22 protein-coding genes are annotated in these 17180 nt (G+C 61.5%); 14 read left to right on the plus strand and 8 right to left on the minus strand.

What is annotated here, in order from left to right:
- Window positions 1–119: 119 nt before the first annotated feature.
- On the minus strand, window positions 120–830 hold the full coding sequence (deoD, locus tag ABIE28_RS19560; RefSeq protein WP_354065877.1) for a purine-nucleoside phosphorylase: 711 nt from the start codon (window positions 828–830) through the stop codon (window positions 120–122).
- Window positions 831–1003: 173 nt separating this feature from the next.
- Here deoD and argC point away from each other — a divergent pair, with 173 nt between their 5' ends.
- The 4 genes from argC to ABIE28_RS19580 all read left to right on the plus strand — a co-directional run bounded on the left by argC (window position 1004) and on the right by ABIE28_RS19580 (window position 3763).
- Window positions 1004–1954: an N-acetyl-gamma-glutamyl-phosphate reductase gene (argC, locus tag ABIE28_RS19565; protein WP_354065879.1), complete on the plus strand. Its 951-nt coding sequence runs from the start codon at window positions 1004–1006 to the stop codon at window positions 1952–1954.
- A gap of 374 nt (window positions 1955–2328) precedes the next feature.
- A complete protein-coding gene (gene leuD, locus ABIE28_RS19570) occupies window positions 2329–2934 on the plus strand; it encodes a 3-isopropylmalate dehydratase small subunit (RefSeq protein ID WP_354065881.1) in 606 nt (201 codons plus the stop codon).
- 5 nt (window positions 2935–2939) lie between these two features.
- Entirely contained in the window at window positions 2940–3368 is a 429-nt protein-coding gene (locus ABIE28_RS19575; protein ID WP_354065883.1) for a GNAT family N-acetyltransferase, read from the plus strand.
- Between the two features lie 5 nt (window positions 3369–3373).
- On the plus strand, window positions 3374–3763 hold the full coding sequence (locus ABIE28_RS19580) for a RidA family protein (protein ID WP_354065885.1): 390 nt from the start codon (window positions 3374–3376) through the stop codon (window positions 3761–3763).
- Window positions 3764–3890: 127 nt separating this feature from the next.
- Here ABIE28_RS19580 and ABIE28_RS19585 read toward each other — a convergent pair whose 3' ends face one another.
- Window positions 3891–4901: an LLM class flavin-dependent oxidoreductase gene (locus ABIE28_RS19585; RefSeq protein WP_354065887.1), complete on the minus strand. Its 1011-nt coding sequence runs from the start codon at window positions 4899–4901 to the stop codon at window positions 3891–3893.
- A gap of 157 nt (window positions 4902–5058) precedes the next feature.
- On the opposite strand from ABIE28_RS19585, the gene ABIE28_RS19590 reads away from it, so the two are divergent.
- Together ABIE28_RS19590 and ABIE28_RS19595 are read left to right on the plus strand one after the other, a co-directional pair.
- A complete protein-coding gene (locus tag ABIE28_RS19590) occupies window positions 5059–5622 on the plus strand; it encodes a hypothetical protein (protein WP_354065889.1) in 564 nt (187 codons plus the stop codon).
- An 8-nt stretch (window positions 5623–5630) separates the two neighbouring features.
- Entirely contained in the window at window positions 5631–5993 is a 363-nt protein-coding gene (locus tag ABIE28_RS19595) for a glyoxalase superfamily protein (protein WP_354065891.1), read from the plus strand.
- 45 nt (window positions 5994–6038) lie between these two features.
- On the opposite strand, the gene ABIE28_RS19600 is transcribed toward ABIE28_RS19595, so the two are convergent.
- Entirely contained in the window at window positions 6039–7229 is a 1191-nt protein-coding gene (locus tag ABIE28_RS19600) for a BaiN/RdsA family NAD(P)/FAD-dependent oxidoreductase (protein WP_354065893.1), read from the minus strand.
- Window positions 7230–7412: 183 nt separating this feature from the next.
- Window positions 7413–8501 carry a hypothetical protein gene (locus ABIE28_RS19605; RefSeq protein WP_354065895.1) on the minus strand — a complete coding sequence of 363 codons (1089 nt, stop codon included), beginning with the start codon at window positions 8499–8501 and terminating at the stop codon, window positions 7413–7415.
- 408 nt (window positions 8502–8909) lie between these two features.
- Between ABIE28_RS19605 and ABIE28_RS19610 the strand changes: the two genes are divergently transcribed.
- The 3 genes from ABIE28_RS19610 (at window position 8910) to ABIE28_RS19620 (ending at window position 11985) form a co-directional block, all read left to right on the plus strand.
- Window positions 8910–9959 carry an aspartate-semialdehyde dehydrogenase gene (locus tag ABIE28_RS19610; protein WP_354065897.1) on the plus strand — a complete coding sequence of 350 codons (1050 nt, stop codon included), beginning with the start codon at window positions 8910–8912 and terminating at the stop codon, window positions 9957–9959.
- Between the two features lie 269 nt (window positions 9960–10228).
- A complete protein-coding gene (locus ABIE28_RS19615) occupies window positions 10229–11104 on the plus strand; it encodes an EamA family transporter (protein ID WP_354065899.1) in 876 nt (291 codons plus the stop codon).
- Window positions 11104–11985 (plus strand): EamA family transporter, encoded by an 882-nt coding sequence (locus ABIE28_RS19620; protein WP_354065901.1) that lies wholly within the window; start codon window positions 11104–11106, stop codon window positions 11983–11985. The genes ABIE28_RS19615 and ABIE28_RS19620 overlap by 1 nt, the downstream gene beginning before the upstream one ends.
- Window positions 11986–12051: 66 nt before the next feature.
- Here the strand turns inward: ABIE28_RS19620 and ABIE28_RS19625 are convergent, their stop codons facing one another.
- From ABIE28_RS19625 to ABIE28_RS19635, 3 genes are all read right to left on the minus strand, one after another.
- Window positions 12052–12372 (minus strand): EF-hand domain-containing protein, encoded by a 321-nt coding sequence (locus ABIE28_RS19625; RefSeq protein WP_354065903.1) that lies wholly within the window; start codon window positions 12370–12372, stop codon window positions 12052–12054.
- 105 nt (window positions 12373–12477) lie between these two features.
- Window positions 12478–12717: an EF-hand domain-containing protein gene (locus tag ABIE28_RS19630; RefSeq protein ID WP_354065905.1), complete on the minus strand. Its 240-nt coding sequence runs from the start codon at window positions 12715–12717 to the stop codon at window positions 12478–12480.
- A gap of 387 nt (window positions 12718–13104) precedes the next feature.
- Window positions 13105–13746 (minus strand): carbonic anhydrase, encoded by a 642-nt coding sequence (locus ABIE28_RS19635; RefSeq protein WP_354065907.1) that lies wholly within the window; start codon window positions 13744–13746, stop codon window positions 13105–13107.
- Window positions 13747–13818: 72 nt separating this feature from the next.
- Here ABIE28_RS19635 and ABIE28_RS19640 point away from each other — a divergent pair, with 72 nt between their 5' ends.
- Together ABIE28_RS19640 and ABIE28_RS19645 are read left to right on the plus strand one after the other, a co-directional pair.
- On the plus strand, window positions 13819–14025 hold the full coding sequence (locus ABIE28_RS19640) for a DUF1737 domain-containing protein (RefSeq protein ID WP_354065909.1): 207 nt from the start codon (window positions 13819–13821) through the stop codon (window positions 14023–14025).
- 5 nt (window positions 14026–14030) lie between these two features.
- Entirely contained in the window at window positions 14031–14423 is a 393-nt protein-coding gene (locus ABIE28_RS19645; RefSeq protein WP_354065911.1) for an ester cyclase, read from the plus strand.
- A gap of 161 nt (window positions 14424–14584) precedes the next feature.
- Here the strand turns inward: ABIE28_RS19645 and ABIE28_RS19650 are convergent, their stop codons facing one another.
- On the minus strand, window positions 14585–15166 hold the full coding sequence (locus tag ABIE28_RS19650) for an NUDIX domain-containing protein (protein WP_354065913.1): 582 nt from the start codon (window positions 15164–15166) through the stop codon (window positions 14585–14587).
- Between the two features lie 111 nt (window positions 15167–15277).
- On the opposite strand from ABIE28_RS19650, the gene ABIE28_RS19655 reads away from it, so the two are divergent.
- The 3 genes from ABIE28_RS19655 (at window position 15278) to sdhD (ending at window position 17176) form a co-directional block, all read left to right on the plus strand.
- Window positions 15278–15640, plus strand: coding sequence for a hypothetical protein (locus tag ABIE28_RS19655; protein ID WP_354065915.1), 363 nt, complete (start codon window positions 15278–15280; stop codon window positions 15638–15640).
- 757 nt (window positions 15641–16397) lie between these two features.
- Entirely contained in the window at window positions 16398–16784 is a 387-nt protein-coding gene (gene sdhC, locus ABIE28_RS19660; RefSeq protein ID WP_354065917.1) for a succinate dehydrogenase, cytochrome b556 subunit, read from the plus strand.
- Window positions 16772–17176 carry a succinate dehydrogenase, hydrophobic membrane anchor protein gene (gene sdhD / locus ABIE28_RS19665; RefSeq protein ID WP_354065919.1) on the plus strand — a complete coding sequence of 135 codons (405 nt, stop codon included), beginning with the start codon at window positions 16772–16774 and terminating at the stop codon, window positions 17174–17176. Before sdhC ends, sdhD begins: the two co-directional genes overlap by 13 nt.
- Window positions 17177–17180: the final 4 nt, after the last annotated feature.

The following is a 17180-nucleotide window of genomic DNA, read 5'->3' on the forward strand; positions in this document are numbered from 1 at the left end:
CCCAACCTCCCCCTGAAAAGGAGGAGGGACAGATCGGTTTTGGGGGGGTCTTTTCGGACTCACCAGACATATTACTCCCCCTATCAGGGGGAGGCCAGGTGGGGGTATCCCCTCAAAAACTAAGCCTCGATCGCTACTTCCAACGCCACCGTCACCATTTCCTTGAGCGAGGTCTGGCGTTCGGTGGAGTCGATTTCTTCCTTGGTGATCAGGCAGTCGGTCATGGTGCAGATGGTCAGCGCCCTGACGCCAAAGCGGGCGGCCAAAGTGTAAAGCGCGGCGGCCTCCATTTCGACGCCGAGCACGCCGTGTTCGGGCAGCTTGTCGTAACCTGCCAGGCCATCGGCGTGGTAGAAAATGTCCGAGCTCAGCATATTGCCGGCGTGGAAGCGCATGCCCTTTTCCTCGGCCTTGGCGGCGGCGGCGCGCAGCAGGCCGAAATCGGCGACGGGCGCGAAATTGTAGGCGCCGAAGCGATCCTTGACGATGGCGCTGTCGGTGGAGGCAGCCTGCGCCAGCACCAGATCGCGCACCTTGACCTTGGCATTGAGCCCGCCACAGGTGCCGACGCGGATCAGCGTCTTGAGGCCATAGACGTTGATCAGCTCATGCACATAGATCGCCAGCGATGGCTGGCCCATGCCGGTGGCTTGCACCGAAACGCGCTTGCCCTTATAGGTGCCGGTATAACCAAGGCAATTGCGCACCGAATTGACCAGTTGAGCCTCGTCGAGGAAGGTCTCGGCAATCCATTTGGCACGCAGTGGATCGCCCGGCAGCAGCACGGCATCCGCATAGTCACCCGGCTTGGCGTGGTTATGGGGTGTCATGGTCGGTCTCCTCGATTTTTTGTCCGGTTGGTCAAAATACTGGCATTGCGCGCGGCCAACAGCAAGTGGCGCAAATCAGAGCTCTGTTTGCTGTAGCGGACAAGAAAATGCCCAGCGTCTTGACCTTGCCATGTGGTGGGTCCATTTACGCTGCCGATAATGGAGATTTGCCAATGGCCGCCAAGATTTTCATCGACGGAGAAGCTGGAACCACGGGTCTGCAGATCCGCGAGCGCCTGGCCGGTCGGCGAGATCTCGAAGTGCTCTCGATTGCCGCTGACAAGCGCAAGGATCAGGACGAGCGCAAGCGCCTGCTGAACGCCGCCGATGTCGCGATCCTCTGCCTGCCCGACGATGCGGCCAAGGAAAGCGTGTCGCTGATCGACAATGACACGACCCGCGTCATCGATGCCTCGACCGCCTATCGCGTCGATCCGAACTGGGCCTATGGCTTTGCCGAAATGGACAAGGGCCAGAGCGACAAGATCGCCAAGGCGCGCTTCGTTTCTAATCCGGGCTGCTATCCGCAGGGTCCGATCATCACCGTGCGCCCGCTGATCGATGCCGGCATTCTGCCTGCGTCCTTCCCGATCACGGTCAATGCCATTTCCGGCTATACCGGCGGCGGCAAATCGATGATTGGCGAATATGAAGCGGCCGGTGCCAGCGCCAGCAAGGTCATGCCTTATGGTTTGACCTTCCAGCACAAGCACGTCGCCGAAATGGTGAAATACTCCACGCTCGACCACGCGCCGCTGTTTGTTCCTGCCGTGGGCGATTATGCGCAGGGCATGGTGACTTTCGTACCGTTGCAGCTGCATCAGCTCGACAAGGTGCCAACCGGCCGCGAGATCCACGCCGCGATTGCCGATCATCTGGCCGGGATCAAGGACAGTTTCGTGACGCTGGCGCCTTACGAAGAAATCGCCAAGACGCCCGAGCTCGATCCGCAGACCTACAACAACACCAACGCCATGAAGCTGCACGTGTTCGCCAATGACGCGCGCGCCCAGGTGCTGCTGGTTGCGGTCTACGACAATCTCGGCAAGGGCGCCTCGGGTGCTGCCGTGCAGAACCTGAACCTGATGCTGGGCGTCAGCGCCAAGGACAGCGTTGCGGCCTGAGCGTCTCAAAACGTGATGCACTGAGCCTTCACTCGTCCACCCTCCCCCCTTGCGGGGAGGGAAGCGAGATAGGGGTTAGCTTGCTAACTCCGTGATCGAGCAGGGTGGGGGTATCTCTCCGAGAGTGCCGAGCTCGTTACTCACTCTCACCCTTGATCCCTCCCCGCAAGGGGGAGGGGGTCGACTGACAGAACCCGCACCTCACACGAGGGCTGTTCTTGGTGCGGCGTTGGAGTAGCCCTCATGGTGAGGTGGGAGCGTAGCGACCCTCGAACCACGAGGGCGTGCCCAGCCGAACGCATTCTCCCAAACGCGACTTGACCAAAAGCCCGGTTTTGCGCGATTACCCTTGGCCAAAGCGAGGTTTTCGAGCCATGGACAAATTCATTACCCATACCGGTGTCGCGGCGCCCCTGCCGATCATCAATATCGACACCGACATGATCATCCCCAAGCAGTATCTCAAGACCATCAAGCGGACTGGTCTGGGCACGGCGCTGTTTTCGGAAATGCGCTATAATGAAGATGGCACCGAGAACCCCGAATTTGTCTTGAACAAGCCGGGTTACCGTCAGGCGTCGATCATCGTGGCCGGCGACAATTTTGGTTGTGGTTCCTCGCGCGAGCACGCGCCATGGGCGCTGCTCGATTTTGGCGTGCGCTGCGTGATCTCGACCAGCTTCGCCGACATTTTCTACAATAACTGCTTCAAGAACGGCATCCTGCCGCTGGTCGTTTCGCCAGAGCAGCTCAAGCTGCTGCTCGATGACGCCGAGCGCGGCTCCAACGCAACCCTCACCATCGATCTGGAAGCCCAGACCGTTCGCGGCCCCGATGGCGGCACCATCCATTTCGATATCGACCCGTCGCGCAAGCAGATCCTGCTTGAAGGCCTCGACGATATCGCCGGCACGCTCAAGTCCGATCCGTCGATCACGACGTTCGAAACCAAGATGGCGTCCGACCGCCCCTGGCTCTAAGCGCCGTGGTCGACATTCACTACGAGCCCGAGCTCTCCCCCGAGAGCCGGACGGCCGTGCTGGATGGGCTGATTGCCTTTAACCGCAGCCAGACGCCCGATTTTAAGGGCGCCTATGGCTCCATTGGTCTGATGCTCAAGCATCCCGATACCGGGTTGGTCGAGGGTGGGCTGACGGCGCGGATGGGTTTTGGCTGGATGTTTGTCGAATTGCTGTTCGTGCCCGAGCGTCTGCGCGGGCAGGGCGTCGGGCTTGATCTGATGGCCGAGGCCGAGCGCGTGGCGCGCGAGCATCAGCTGGTCGGCATCTGGCTCGATACTTTCGCGTTTCAGGCGCGTGGGTTTTACGAAAAGCTCGGCTACGTCGTGTTCGGCGAAATCGAGAACTATCCGCCCGGCTCGAGCCGGTATTTCCTCCGCAAACATTTGAGTTGATCGACATGGTCCAGCGCGTCTCCACCGGTTCGCCTTTCGAAGCCACCTTCGGCTATTCCCGCGCCGTGCGGCACGACGACACCATCTATGTGTCGGGCACCACCGGTTATGACTATGCGACCATGACCATGCCGGATGATATCGGCCAGCAGGCCGCCAATGCGCTGGCCACCATCGACAAGGCCCTCAAGGAAGCCGGCTCGTCCATCCAGGACACCGTGCGCGTGGTCTACTATGTCGGCGACCGCAATGACGTGAACGCGGTCGTCGCCGCCGTCGGCCCCGTGTTCAAAGACATCCGCCCGGCTGCGTCCATGCTGATCGTCCAGATGATCGAAGCGGGCATGAAGATCGAGATTGAAGTGACGGCGCGGATCGGGGCGGCGAACTCGTAAGGGGATACCCCCACCCAGCCTCCCCCTGATAGGGGGAGGCGCTGATCGAGTTTGTCTCAATAGCGGTTCACGCGCCGATGGTATTCCTCCCCCTTTTCTAGGGGAGGTTAGGTGGGGGTATTCTTGCTTACCCCCGCGCCGCCACCCCAAACGCCTCAGCCACCAACGCATAACTCCGCCGCCGCAGCTCATAGCTATGCACCGTCGTCGTGATCATCACCTCGTCGGCCTCACAGCTCTCGGCCTTTTCCGCGATCGTATCGCGCACCGTCTCGGGCGAACCCACAATCCACAGTGTCGACTGATGCGCGATCACCGATTGCTGCTGCGGCGTCAGCTCGCGGGCATGCGCCTCTTCCGGTGACATCAGTTTGCGCTGCTCGCCGGTGGTAAACAGTGCCCAGCTCACCGCCTGCGAGCGCGACAGGTATTGCGCCTCCTCATCGGTGGGGGCGCAGATCACCGACACACACAACATGGTCTTGGGCTTGGGGAAGGCGTCGGTGGCGTTGAACGCGTAGCGATAGGCCTCAAAGGCTGGCGCGGGAGGCGTGTGGCTGAAATGGGCGGCAAAGGCGTAGCCGATGCCCAATTGCCCCGCCGCCTGCGCGCTGGCGCCAGACGAGCCGAGCAGCCACATCGGCGGCAGGCGCATACCGCCGGGCGACACCGGGACGTGCGAAAAGGGATGTTCGGGCGGAAAGCTGTCCTCGTCGAAGGCCATCAGTTCGGCGAGATAGGCGGAAAACTCTTCGCCGCCGCCACTGCGCAGCGCCCGCATGGCATAGCCGTCACCACCAGGCGCGCGGCCCAGTCCCAGATCGATACGACCGGGATAGAGGCCTTCGAGCGTGCGATAGGCTTCGGCGATGCGGAGGGGGGCGTGATTGAGCAGCATGACGCCGCCCGAACCGACGCGAATGTTTCTGGTATGCGCCGCAGCACTGCCGATCAGAATTTCCGGCACCGACGAGGCGATGGACGGCATGCCGTGGTGCTCAGCATACCACAGCCGCGTATAGCCGAGCCGGTCGGCTTCCTGCGCCAGAAGGATGGTCTCGGCCATTGCCTGCGCCGTTGTCGTGCCCTCGGCAATCGGGGCGAGGTCCTGCAATGACAGGGCAAAGGGAGCGGCCATGGCGAAATCCTTTTGGTGCGACTGTGCCGCGTTCTATCGGCAAAAGACGATGACGGCGAGATAGCAACGCTAAGATTCCGTTCATTGCAATTTTAATCAAACCTTGCCGATCGGCGCCGGTCTGGCTCAATCGGAGATTGACGCAAGGAGCAACGCCATGAGCCACATCTATCAGCGCATCTGCATGGTCATCGCTCTGCTGTTGCTCGCGGTTCCCGCGGCGCAGGCGCAGTTCAACTTCCTACCCGAAATTCGCGGTGGCATTGTTGCCCGTGGCGTCGATGGCGGTGGGGATCTGTTTGATCCCGAGCGGATCGGTAATGCCAATGTCGAACTGCTGTTTAACGCGCCTGACCTCAATGCCTGGACGGTCATCGGCGAGCTGCGGCCCCATATCGGCGCAACCATCAGCCTGCAGGGGCAGGACTCTTACGGCTATGCGGGCCTCAGCTGGACCTTCCAGGCGCCGGTTCTGCCGGTCTTTATCGAAGCCAGCGCCGGTGGCGTTGTGCATTCCACCATGTTCTCGGCCGAGCAGAACGATCCGGCGCGCAATTTCGGCTGCGGCATCGGCGCCCGCATCGCCGGCAGCGTCGGCCTCAACATGCCCTTAGGCACATCGCTCATTGCGACGGTCGAACACCTTCCCGATTTCGGCAGCTGCGGTGTAACGGATCGCGCGGCCACCAATGTTGGTGTGCGGCTGGGTTTCCGGTTTTAGGAGCGATCATGGCCTTCACTCGCACCGTCCCGATTCTGCGCAGCTTTGATGAAGCCAAGGCGCGGGAGTTTTATCTCGACTGGCTCGGTTTCACGATTGATTGGGAACACCGCTTCGAGCCCGACCTGCCGCTCTATCTGCAGATCAGCCGCGACGGACTGGTGCTGCACATCTCCGAACATCACGGCGACGCCACGCCGGGCAGCCATATTCGGGTCGAGATGACAGACCTACGGGCGCTGCATGTCGAACTGACGGCCAAGCGCTACAAGAACAACCGCCCCGGGTTGGAAACGCCATCCTGGGGCGGACTGGCGATGACAATCACCGATCCCGCGGGGAACAGGATTACGTTCTCGCAAGGGAGGTGAACAGGGGGAGTTGGCGCCGCGCCACGAGGGCGTGCCCCAAAACCCCTATGCCGCCTGCCCAGCCGCGAACCCCGAAGCCCAGGCCCACTGGAAGTTATATCCACCCAGCCAGCCGGTCACATCAACCACTTCGCCGATGAAATACAGCCCCGGCACCTCGCGCGAGGCCATGGTCTTGGCGTCCAGATCGCGCGTATCGACGCCGCCCAGTGTCACTTCGGCGGTGCGATAGCCCTCCGAACCGACGGGTTTCAGCGTCCAGCTCTTGAGCACGGCTTCGACGGCGGCGAGCTTTTTGTCCGAGAAATCGCCGACCATGCCGGGCATGTAGAGTTCGTCGCCGAGCAGTTGCGCGAGCTTTTTGGGCAGCATGCCGCCCAGTACCGTCTGCACCTGCACCTTGGGATTGGCCTTGCGAGCGGCGCGCAGCGCTTCGGCGGCGTCCTGGCCGGGCAGCAGATCAACCGAAATGGCGTCGCCTTCGCGCCAATAGGACGAAATCTGCAGGATTGCGGGGCCCGACAGGCCGCGATGGGTGAACAACAGAGCTTCCTCGAACGCCGTCCTGCCGTGCTTGACGATGGCGTCCGTGGCGATGCCCGACAGTTCCTTGAGCTTTTCGAGCGCCCCGGTTTCAAAGGTCAGCGGCACCAGCGCCGGGCGGGTGTCGGTCAGCCGCAGGCCGAACTGGGTGGCCAGCTGATAGCCAAGCCCGGTCGCGCCCATTTTGGGGATCGACTTGCCGCCGGTGGCAACGATCAGGCTGTCGGAGGTGATCGACGAGGTCGACAGCTGAATAGAAAAACCGGTGTCTTCCTTGGTCACGCTTTCGACCGACGTTTCCAGCACCAGCGTCGCGCCGGCCTTGCGCAGTTCGCCGAGCAACATGGTGTTGATCTGTGTGGCCGGGCCATCGCAGAACAATTGCCCGAGGGTCTTTTCGTGAAACGAAATGCCATGGTCGCGCACCATGGCGATGAACATGTCGGGCGTGTAGCGGCTGAGCGCCGACAGCGCAAAGCGCGGGTTCTGGCTCAAAAACCGGTCGCGACCCTTGTCGATGGTGGCGTTGATATTGGTGAAGTTGCAGCGCCCGCCGCCCGAAATGCGGATCTTTTCGCCGGCATAGCGGGCGTGATCGACCACCAGCACCGAGCGACCGCGCTTGCCCGCCTCGACGGCGGCCATCATGCCAGCGGCGCCGGCACCGAGGATTACGACATCATAGTGGGGCATGGGTGATCCTTTGGTGGCACGCCCCCGTGGTTCGAGGCTTTGCAAGAGCAAAGCACCTCACCATGAGGGCTACTCTTGATGCGGCTTATCCGCAGCCCTCATGGTGAGGTGCGCGTTCGTCACGCGCCTCGAACCACGAGGGCGTAGCACGATAGTGGGCCACTGATTGCGTTAAAGAGGCTCTTAGTCGAAGTGCCACACCGCGCCAAGGGTAACCTTGGTGGTTGGTGTGGAGTAGCGCCAGGTGCTGGGGCCTTCAAAGCCGTCGAGACGACCGATCACGAGGCCTTCGGCGCGCAGGCTCGTCTGGCCCCACAGCGCATATTCAACGCCACCACCCGCCGCATAGGCGCCGTTGCCTTCAGCGACGCCGACACCGGCAGCGGTATAGGCGAAGATGCCTTCAAACGGCACGACGCCGAGGCGGGCAAGAACCAAAGCGTCGCCGCCCTTGTCGCCCGACGTGTCGAAGTTAAAGCCCAACTGGGCTTCCACACCGGCGCGGAAATAGTCGTTGAGCGCCCAGTTGTAACCGGCAAAGCCGCCGAGCTCGAAGCGGCTGAGGTGCCAGCCATAGCCGTAGTTCTTGAAGAAGTTGAACTGTGGATCGGTGAAGCCGCCGATCTGCACACCCGCGTAGGGGCCGGTAAAGCTGGTGACGGGGCCGGAATTGAACGTGGTCTTGGCCGGGCCGCCGTCGAGCTGCCACACGGCTGCCGAGCTGATGCGCATGGCCGAGATCGCGTCGGAATTGTTGCCATTGGGCACGTCGCCGAGCTGACCGATACCGGCCGCTTCAAGGCGCAGCGCCATATTGTCGGTCACCATGACTTCGGCACCCATGCCGAACTCGCCGGCCCAGCCTTCGCCAACGCGGCCGACCCCGCCCAGCAGGTAAATCAGGCCATTGTCGCCTGCGGCAAAGCCGAGGCGGGCCACGGCCATGGCGCGCAGATAGCTCGAGCCCGAGAAATCGGTGGCGATGGTAGCCTGCAATTCGCCGCCGATAATGACGCCGGGCGCAACGGGCTGGTTCCAGCCGACAATGCCGCCAATGTCTGGGCGGATATCTTCGCCGCCGACGTGGAAATTGTTGTGGCGCGACGAGATGGCGCCGATCAGCACGCCGGCATAAAGCCCGTCAAAGGCGCTTGGCGCGGTCATGTCCGCCGTCAGGTCCGGGCTGAAATACAGGTTGTTGTTCTGGGCTTGCGCCGGGCTGGCGATCAGCGCCGCAACAACGACTACACCAGCAAATCCACCAATACGCATGCCTGAACTCTCCGCCTTGCGCTATTGCGCGCAAAACTCATTAATACTGCAACAATTTTATCCGCCCGCGCTGCCTTATCACAGTTGCTGTGGCAATTGGGCATCTTTTGAAACCAGGCTGTCGCAGGGGCCTGCGCCAAGCTGATTGACTCTTTCCTATTTGAGAGTATGACAAGTCCTGCTTTTCAACCAAAGCAGTCAATCGATGCGCAGCGTTTTCGACATTGCCAAGCAGGCATCCGCCCGGCTCACCGCCGGCGGCGTCGCTGCCCTCATGACCAAAACCACCAAAACCGTTTGAAGCTTTTCCCCGGGTCCACTCCCCGACGGGGAGAGGCTCAAAAGCACTGACCGCGACGCAAAGACGTCGCGCGGGGGCGGAATTTGGTAGGAACTGGAGTTCTAGGAATGGGTTATCGCGTCGCTGTCGTCGGAGCCACGGGCAATGTGGGCCGTGAAGTTCTCAATATTCTGGCCGAGCGCAAGTTCCCCGCCGATGAGGTGATCGCGCTCGCGTCATCGCGTTCGATCGGGCGGGAAATTTCCTATGGCGACAAGATCCTCAAGGCAAAGAACCTTGATGATTTCGATTTCAAGGGCGTCGATTTCGCCATCATGTCGGCCGGTGGCACCATTTCCAAGGAATGGGCGCAGCGCATTGCCGCTTCTGGCTGCATCGTGATCGATAATTCCAGCTACTGGCGCTACAATTCGGACGTGCCGCTGGTGGTGCCTGAAGTGAACGGCAATGTGCTCGACCGCTGGCTGGCCGATCCAAAGCGCCTCAACATCATTGCCAATCCAAACTGCTCGACGGCCCAGCTGGTCGTGGCGCTCAAGCCCCTGCATGACTTTGCCAAGATCAAGCGCGTCGTCGTGTCGACCTACCAGTCCGTTTCGGGCGCCGGCAAGGAAGGCGTCGACGAGCTGTGGAACCAGACCAAGGGCATTTTCGTCAATGACAGCCCAGGGCAGGGCAACAAGTTCCCCAAGCAGATCGCCTTCAACGTCATCCCGCAGATCGATGTGTTCATGGAAGACGGCTACACCAAGGAAGAGTGGAAGGTCCTTGCTGAAACCAAGAAGATCCTCGATCCCAAGATCAAGGTGACCTGCACCGCCGTGCGCGTGCCGGTGTTCGTGGGCCATTCCGAAGCGGTCAATATCGAGTTCGAAAACCCGATCTCGGCCGACGAAGCCCGCGACATCCTGCGCGAAGCGCCCGGCATTTCGGTGATCGACAAGCGCGAGGCCGGTGGCTACGCGACGCCGGTTGAATCGGTTGGCGAATACGACACCTTCGTGTCGCGCATTCGCGAAGACAACACCGTCGAAAATGGCCTCGCCATCTGGGTCGTGTCGGACAATCTGCGCAAGGGCGCAGCGCTCAACACCATCCAGATCGCCGAAGAACTGATCGCCCGCGGCCTGCAGCCCCGCAAGGCCGCAGCGGCGTAAGAACTCGGATTGGATTTGGCGCTATCCATCCCCTTCCGTCATTACCCGGCTTGTCCGGGTAATCCATGGCTCCACTCCCGCTGAAGGGTGGATCGCCCGGACAAGCCGGGCAATGACGGTGGAACGGATGGGCATGGGGAATGCTCCACATCCGCGGTGTCCCCCGGGCTTGACCCGGGGCCCATCCTGCGATCTCAAGATGGGTCCCGGGTCAAGGCCGGGATGACACCGTATATCTGGCGCGTTGCTGCGCCGACCTGGATCCTCAAATGCCCCCTCGCGACATAGCTTTGGCCCTTGGTGTTGTCCTCGTCTGGGGGCTCAATTTCGTGGCCATCAAATGGGGTGTCGATGAGATCCCGCCCTATATGCTGACCGCTCTCCGCTATATCGGCTGTGCGCTGCCGGCAGTGTTTTTCATCCGCCGCCCCAAAGTGGGCTGGATGACGCTGATCCTTTATGGCTTGACCGTGGGCGTCGTGCAGTTCGGCCTACTGTTTACCGCCATTAAGCTGGGCATGCCGGCGGGGCTCGCCAGTCTCGTCATGCAGATGCAGGTGTTTTTCACCATGGCGCTGGCCATTCTGGCGCTGGGCGACCGCCCGTCGCCGGTGCAGTTTGGCGGCGCGGCCATTGCGCTGATCGGGCTGGGCACAATCGGGGCAGAACATGTCGGCGGGGCTGTGCTCGTGCCGCTGCTGCTGACGCTGGTCGCAGCGTTTTTCTGGGCCATTTCCAACATTATCACCAAGCGCGCCGGCAAGATCGACATGCTGGCCTTTGTGGTTTGGGGCGCTTTGGTGCCGCCACTGCCGATGCTGGCGCTGTCGTTTATTTTTGAGGGTCCGCAGGCCTTTACGGGGCTGCTGTCGCTCAGCCCGCAGGCGATCTTTTCGGTGCTGTTTATTGCCTATGGTTCGACGCTGATGGGCTATGGCGCCTGGGCGGTGCTGCTTGGTCGCCATCCGGCCAGCATTATCGCGCCGTTCTCGCTGCTGGTGCCGGTGGTTGGCTTTGCCGCCGCTTTCGTCTTTCTCGGCGAAGGCGTCACCATGCTTGAGATTGCCGGTAGCGTGCTGATCTTTGTCGGGCTGGTGCTCAACGTTTTCGGGCCGCGCCTGCTGGCCCGGCGAAAGCTGGCCTGATGCCGCTTCGTCACGTTCTGCTGGCGCTGTTTGTCGTTGCCATCTGGGGCTTTAATTTCGTCGTCATCAAGCTCAGCGTCGAGGCGCTGCCGCCAATTCTGGCCGCCGCCCTGCGGTTTTTCTGCGCCGCGCTGCCGGCGGTGTTTTTCGTGCGACCGCCCAAGGCGCCGTGGTGGCTGGTGGCCGGGTTCGGGCTGGCCTTTGGCTTTGCGCTCTACTCGTTCCTCAACCTCTCGATTGCCTGGGGCATGTCGGCCGGCCTGAGTTCCCTGGTGCTGCAGTCGCAGGCGTTTTTCACCATGGCGCTGGCCTTTGTCATTCTGGGCGAACGGCCGCGCCGCATGCAGGTGATCGGCGCGCTGATCGCCTTTGCCGGCATTGCCATCATCGCCACCGAACGCATGGCCGCGACGGCGCTTTTGCCCTTGGGCATGACGCTGATGGCGGCGGTCAGCTGGGGTCTGGCCAATGTGCTGACCAAAAAGGCCGGGCGCGTCAATGCGGTGGCCTTCACCGTCTGGGGCGCGCTGGCGGCGCCCATTCCGCTATTGGGCCTGTCGCTCTGGGTCGAGGGGCCGCAAACCGTGCTTAGCGCATTGGCCGGTTTTGGCTGGCGCGAAATGGCGATCATCGCGTTTCTCGCCTATCCCGCCACCATTCTGGCCGGGGCGATCTGGAGCTGGCTGCTGGGCCAGCATCCAACCTCCGCCGTGGCGCCGTTTACGCTCCTGGTGCCAATCACTGGCCTGCTGTCGGGCTATCTGGTGTTTGGCGAAACCATCACGCTGATCGAAGTGGGCGGTGGACTGCTGGTCATTGCCGGGCTGATCGTTACCGTCATCCGCGGTCGGGCGAGCGAGCCGCGCGTGCGCTTCGACTAAAAAACAAGCCGCCACACCTGTGCGATGTGGCGGCCGTTCCGTAGTCAAAGCATGTGTGCGATCAACCTAGTTGGCGATCGTTTCCGGTGTGCCCGGCGACACATCGGTCGGGGCCGCTGCCGGGGCGTCAAGCGTGCCGCTTGGCGTGGCCGGAATAGCCGATGGCTGCAGGCTATTGAGTTCTTCGGGTGTGAGGCCGCCGCTATTGTCGGCATCGGCCGCATCGAATTCCTGCTGGGTCAGATCAGGCCAGGCGACCTGAAGCTCGACAAAGCTGAGCTCGCCATTGCCGTCGGTGTCGACGTCGGCGAAGCTGGTGGGGGTCTGCGCCATGACGGCGCTGGCGGACAGAGCGAGAGCAGCAAGGCTCAGGGCAATTTTATGCATAGTCAAATTCTCCGGTCGTAACCGCGGGGACGCGGCCGAGAGAAAAGCCACCCCAGAAGGATTGGGGTGGCCTCTTGGGCGCCCGCCGAGCGGGCGTTTACGTCTTTAGCCGGCCGGTGCGGCGGCAAGAGCTGCATACTCTTCAGCCGACAGTTCACCATTGCCGTCGAGGTCCGCCGCGTTGAAGGCCTCTTCTGTCAGGTCAGGCCAGGCAGCCTGTGCTTCGACCAGGGACACACCGCCGCTGGCGTCTGCGTCAACGGTTGTGAAGTCGGTTGCCGCCTGTGCGAAGGCAGCGGTCGAAAGGCCGAGAACGACGAGGGACGAGAGGATGATCTTCTTCATGGGAGTGGAGCTCCAATGTTGGGGAGATGAAAGCGGCGACCGGTTAGCCGATCCCCGACGGGTTGCTCTCCTGCAGCCCGTGAGACAAACAATGACTTTGCAATGTGTCTCGGCCGGGCCCAAAATTGGACGCTGGCCGGGGCATTATTGGGCAAATTCCGGGCAGTATGGAACAGAAAAAGGCACAGTGTATTGGCCAAATAAACTGGCCGACTGTGCCTTCTATAGAGCATCTATTCTAGCAACGGCGTTGCGCCAATCGGCATGATTTTAGAACTGCTACGAATATTGCTGTGGGACTTGTTTGATTTGTTCTATCACGCGGCCGTGAAGGGCGGGTTGAGCACTTCACGGCGCAGTGATCGGCAAGAACATCGCCTTAAAACGTCAGAGTTGGGGGCGAACGAAATCGCCGCTCTCGTTGTTCATGACCCACAATTCGCCGGTCGAAATGTCAAACCAGGCGCCATGGACGGCCAATTTGCCCGCTTTTTCGAGTTCGGCGACATAGGGGAAGGTGCGCAGGTTGCGGATCGAGTTGCGAATCGAGATGCGCTCGAGCGCGGTCTGCTGTTCGGTGGCCGTCATCATCGAATTGGTGCCGAGCTGGCCGGGCAGTTCGCCCAGCATGCTCATCCATTTGCCGATGAAGTCGCCGGCATCAAGCGGACGCGCATCAGGATTGAGCGCCGCCTTGATGCCACCGCAGCGGCCATGGCCCATCACCACGATATTGGGGATGTGCAGCGCCTTGACGGCAAATTCGATGGCCGCCGAGGTGCCGTGCTGGCCGCCATCGGGCTGATAGGTGGGGACCAGATTCGCCACGTTGCGCAGGACAAAGACTTCGCCCGGCGCGGCGTCGAAGATCATTTCGGGTGCGGCGCGACTGTCGCAGCAGGCAATGATCATGGTGGTGGGGGTTTGGCCGCCGTCGGCAAGTTCGCGATAGCGGTCTTTTTCCCGCAAATAACGACCAGCCATGAAGTTGGCGTGGCCCTTGAGCAGGTGTTCAGGAAAGCTGTGCATGGGCTCTCGAATATCGGTAAGATCGCGCAAGATCAACAGCGGCGCGAGAGGCGCCGCACATTGGGGCTATGCATGCTTATCTACCGCTTTCTCACCGGCGAGGACAACTCGGCCTTCTGCCATAAGGTAACCAAGGCCCTCAGCGAAGGCTGGCAGCTGCATGGCTCGCCCAGCTACGCGTTCGACGCGGAAGCCAAAATCATGCGCTGCGGCCAAGCGGTGACCCGCACCGCCAAGGACCAACCCTATGATCCGGATAAAAAGCTGGTGGATTTCTAAAGCCAATGACCAGCGCCGAGCTCGCGGAAATCTACCGGGGCTATATTGCCTGTCTCAACGGGCAGGACTGGGCGCGGCTGGGCCAATATGTCGGCGACAACGCCCAGCATAATGGCAAGCGGCTCGGGCTGTCTGGCTATCAAACCATGCTGGAAGGCGATCACCGCGCTATTCCCGACCTGCTGTTCGATATCCGCCTCCTGGTGGCGGAGCCGCCCAATGTTGCGGCGCGGCTCTATTTCGACTGCACCCCGAAGGGCGATCTCTTCGGCATCCCCGTCAACGGCCGCCGCGTGCAGTTCACCGAGAACGTGTTCTATCGCTTTGTCGATGGCCGGATTGAAACGGTGTGGTCGATCATCGATACGGATGCCATCCGGGCGCAGGTGAAGGGCTAGGCCTGCACTAAACCCCTGAGACCTCATGGTGAGCCCGTCGAACCACGCGGTCGGGCACTCCATCTAGCCGCATGCACCACGCTTCCCTCGGGCTTGACCCGAGGGCCACTCTCCACCCGGCACAACGGGGAAGGTGCAGTGGGTCTTGGCGGTGTGCGCTCCTAAACCGCCCCAGACAGCTTCAACTTCAACGCCTGTAGCATCAAAATCGTCTTCCCATCGCGGATCTCGCCGCTCTTGATCATGCCGAACACCGCGTCGAACCCCAGTTCCAGCACCTCGATATCCTCGCCCTCATCCTCTAGCCCACCACCATCGGCGACTTTTTCGCCCTTGGTATAGTGGGCCAGGTAGCAGGCGCATTTCTCGGTCAGCGAGCCGGGGCTCATATAGGCGTCAAACAGAAATTCCAGCGCCTGCGGTTCATAGCCGGTTTCCTCGATCGCCTCGCGCCGCGCCGCAATGGCCGGGGCCTCGCCATCGAGAAGTCCGGCCGGTGCCTCGATCAACCATGCCTTATCGCCATTGAGATGCGGCGGCAGGCGGAACTGGCGGGTGAGGATCACCGTGCGCTGGTTTGGCTCAAACAGCAGCACGGCGGCGGCGCTGCCGTGATCATAGACTTCGCGCGACACCGTCTGCGTCCTGCCGTCATTGCGGCCATGGGTGACCTCATAGCGATCCAGCCGCCCCCAATTGCGGGCCAGTTCGGTGACGGTCTCGATGCGGATAGTATCGTCCATGTGTGGCTCCCGGATTGGCTTGGGTATGCAATAAACCAGCGCGCCTCGCTACAGCCATTGAATGGCCATTCTGCGATGGTCTTGGCGGCGCTCTCAAATCCGGATCAATCCATGCGCCGTCTCGCCCTCTGCTTCGTCATTGCCCTTTCGACCATCAATCCAAGCATGGCGCAGGAGCCGGCCGACAGCTGGACCGCCCAGAAATGCGCTGCCTATGCCGACGCATGGGTGCAGGCGCTGGACATGTTCGGCAGCGACGAAATGAACTTTGCCTTCATGGCAGGCAATGAAAACTTCATCGCCAGCGGCTGTTCGGGCCCGGCCGAGATTTGCCCGCAATCGGACCAGGAACTCGAAATCGCCAACGCGCTGACCCTGGCGCTGATGAATGCCGGCACGGCCAGCACCTTCTTGCCGTTCAAATGCCCCATGCCGGAATCGGCGGCGGATGGCTGGACTGGGCCGGGGTTGTAGGGCGCGTTACAGCGGCGGTCTGCAAAGTATAGAATACCCCCACCTAACCTCCCCCTGAAAAGGGGGAGGAACAGATCCAGTATGAGGCACCATCCCGCCCAACCACCGACCAGATTCCTCCCCCTATCAGGGGGACTTCGAACCGGCCGAAGGCAAAATCACGCCGGTGGCGTGATTTTAGGTGAGAAGGCCGTGAGGCCTATGGCCGAGCGGCAGGTGGGGGTATCCTCTTCAAAACCATCTCCCAAGTACACCGCCCCTCTTCACCTCGCCCCTGAGGGGAGAGGTCGGCGCGCAGCGCCGGGTGAGGGGTTCACGGGTCAGTTCAAGCAATGCGGCCGCTCCGCCCGTGAACCCCTCACCCTAACCCTCTCCCCTCAGGGGAGAGGGGACCGACCGGTGAGCAGACGACATACATGGCCGTTCCATTCGCTTGCTGCTTCGACGCCGTGGGTGGCCAGGCCGCTCTAATGCCTGAACTGCCCACCGCCTCACCTCGCCCCTGAGGGGAGAGGTCGCTGCGCAGCAGCGGGTGAGGGGTTCAGCGGTCGAGTAAGGCACAAAGGCCGCCACCCCCCCAAACCCCCACCCCAATGCGCACCGCGCACATCCCGTTCGCTCCACGAACAAAGTGCGGAATGCGCCAAAAGTAGCCCCCCGGATCAAGTTTCCCGCTTTGATTTTGTAATATTTGAGCGCTAGAAGTCTCGAACCATTCCAAACTGCAAGCGGCAAAGCCGCACGCCAGCGAGGCTTCATGACGGTTCGCTCCCGCCCACTCTCTCCCCACCTGCAAATCTACCGTTGGACCATCACCATGGCCACGTCGATCCTGCACCGCGCCACCGGTATCGCGCTTTATGTCGGTACCGTGCTGCTGGTGGTGTGGCTCGGCGCAGCAGCGGCCGGCCAGGATGCGCTCAATGTAGTCAATTCCATCTATGGCAGCTGGTTTGGCCAGCTGGTGATGTTTGGCTACACCTGGGCGCTGTTCCAGCACATGATGAGTGGGCTGCGCCATTTCATCTGGGACTTTGCCGTGATGATGGAGCCGGGCCGCCGCGAAGCGCTGGGCTGGGCCACCCTTATCGCTTCCACCGTCCTGACCCTGCTGGTCTGGACCGTTTTTGTATGGGCAGCATGATGCGCGAACAGGTCATTACCCGCGACGTCGTCGCCAATCCAAAATCGGTTTATGGCGACAAGAAAGCCTCGACCCGTCACTTCATCACCCAGCGGCTGACCGGGGCGATCAATGTCGTCTTTATCGGCTTTCTGATCTTTGTCGTGGTTCGCCTTGCGGGTCAGGATCGCGCCGATATGGTCGAAACGCTGGGCAATGGCTGGGTCGGCATTCCGCTGGCCGCGCTGCTGCTCATCGTCACCGTGCATATGCGCAACGGCATGCGCGACACGCTGGAAGACTATTTCCACGGTCGCACCTACAGCCTCTACATGATGCTCAACACGCTGTTCTGCATCATCATCGCGGTGGCCGGTGTCGCCTCCATTCTCAAGCTCGTCTTCTGGGGTTAAGCCT

It is taken from the genome of Devosia sp. 2618, assembly GCF_040546815.1.
In the GTDB taxonomy this organism is placed as follows: Bacteria; Pseudomonadota; Alphaproteobacteria; order Rhizobiales; family Devosiaceae; genus Devosia.

Excerpts from the sequence above, each read along its gene's own strand:
- deoD (WP_354065877.1), bottom strand. The coding sequence starts at position 830 with ATGACACCCCATAACCACGCCAAGCCGGGTGACTATGCGGATGCCGTG.
- argC (WP_354065879.1), top strand. The coding sequence starts at position 1,004 with ATGGCCGCCAAGATTTTCATCGACGGAGAAGCTGGAACCACGGGTCTG.
- leuD (WP_354065881.1), top strand. The coding sequence starts at position 2,329 with ATGGACAAATTCATTACCCATACCGGTGTCGCGGCGCCCCTGCCGATC.
- ABIE28_RS19580 (WP_354065885.1), top strand. The coding sequence starts at position 3,374 with ATGGTCCAGCGCGTCTCCACCGGTTCGCCTTTCGAAGCCACCTTCGGC.
- ABIE28_RS19585 (WP_354065887.1), bottom strand. The coding sequence starts at position 4,901 with ATGGCCGCTCCCTTTGCCCTGTCATTGCAGGACCTCGCCCCGATTGCC.
- ABIE28_RS19590 (WP_354065889.1), top strand. The coding sequence starts at position 5,059 with ATGAGCCACATCTATCAGCGCATCTGCATGGTCATCGCTCTGCTGTTG.
- ABIE28_RS19595 (WP_354065891.1), top strand. The coding sequence starts at position 5,631 with ATGGCCTTCACTCGCACCGTCCCGATTCTGCGCAGCTTTGATGAAGCC.
- ABIE28_RS19600 (WP_354065893.1), bottom strand. The coding sequence starts at position 7,229 with ATGCCCCACTATGATGTCGTAATCCTCGGTGCCGGCGCCGCTGGCATG.
- ABIE28_RS19605 (WP_354065895.1), bottom strand. The coding sequence starts at position 8,501 with ATGCGTATTGGTGGATTTGCTGGTGTAGTCGTTGTTGCGGCGCTGATC.
- ABIE28_RS19610 (WP_354065897.1), top strand. The coding sequence starts at position 8,910 with ATGGGTTATCGCGTCGCTGTCGTCGGAGCCACGGGCAATGTGGGCCGT.
- ABIE28_RS19615 (WP_354065899.1), top strand. The coding sequence starts at position 10,229 with ATGCCCCCTCGCGACATAGCTTTGGCCCTTGGTGTTGTCCTCGTCTGG.
- ABIE28_RS19620 (WP_354065901.1), top strand. The coding sequence starts at position 11,104 with ATGCCGCTTCGTCACGTTCTGCTGGCGCTGTTTGTCGTTGCCATCTGG.
- ABIE28_RS19625 (WP_354065903.1), bottom strand. The coding sequence starts at position 12,372 with ATGCATAAAATTGCCCTGAGCCTTGCTGCTCTCGCTCTGTCCGCCAGC.
- ABIE28_RS19630 (WP_354065905.1), bottom strand. The coding sequence starts at position 12,717 with ATGAAGAAGATCATCCTCTCGTCCCTCGTCGTTCTCGGCCTTTCGACC.
- ABIE28_RS19635 (WP_354065907.1), bottom strand. The coding sequence starts at position 13,746 with ATGCACAGCTTTCCTGAACACCTGCTCAAGGGCCACGCCAACTTCATG.
- ABIE28_RS19640 (WP_354065909.1), top strand. The coding sequence starts at position 13,819 with ATGCTTATCTACCGCTTTCTCACCGGCGAGGACAACTCGGCCTTCTGC.
- ABIE28_RS19645 (WP_354065911.1), top strand. The coding sequence starts at position 14,031 with ATGACCAGCGCCGAGCTCGCGGAAATCTACCGGGGCTATATTGCCTGT.
- ABIE28_RS19650 (WP_354065913.1), bottom strand. The coding sequence starts at position 15,166 with ATGGACGATACTATCCGCATCGAGACCGTCACCGAACTGGCCCGCAAT.
- ABIE28_RS19655 (WP_354065915.1), top strand. The coding sequence starts at position 15,278 with ATGCGCCGTCTCGCCCTCTGCTTCGTCATTGCCCTTTCGACCATCAAT.
- sdhC (WP_354065917.1), top strand. The coding sequence starts at position 16,398 with ATGACGGTTCGCTCCCGCCCACTCTCTCCCCACCTGCAAATCTACCGT.
- sdhD (WP_354065919.1), top strand. The coding sequence starts at position 16,772 with ATGGGCAGCATGATGCGCGAACAGGTCATTACCCGCGACGTCGTCGCC.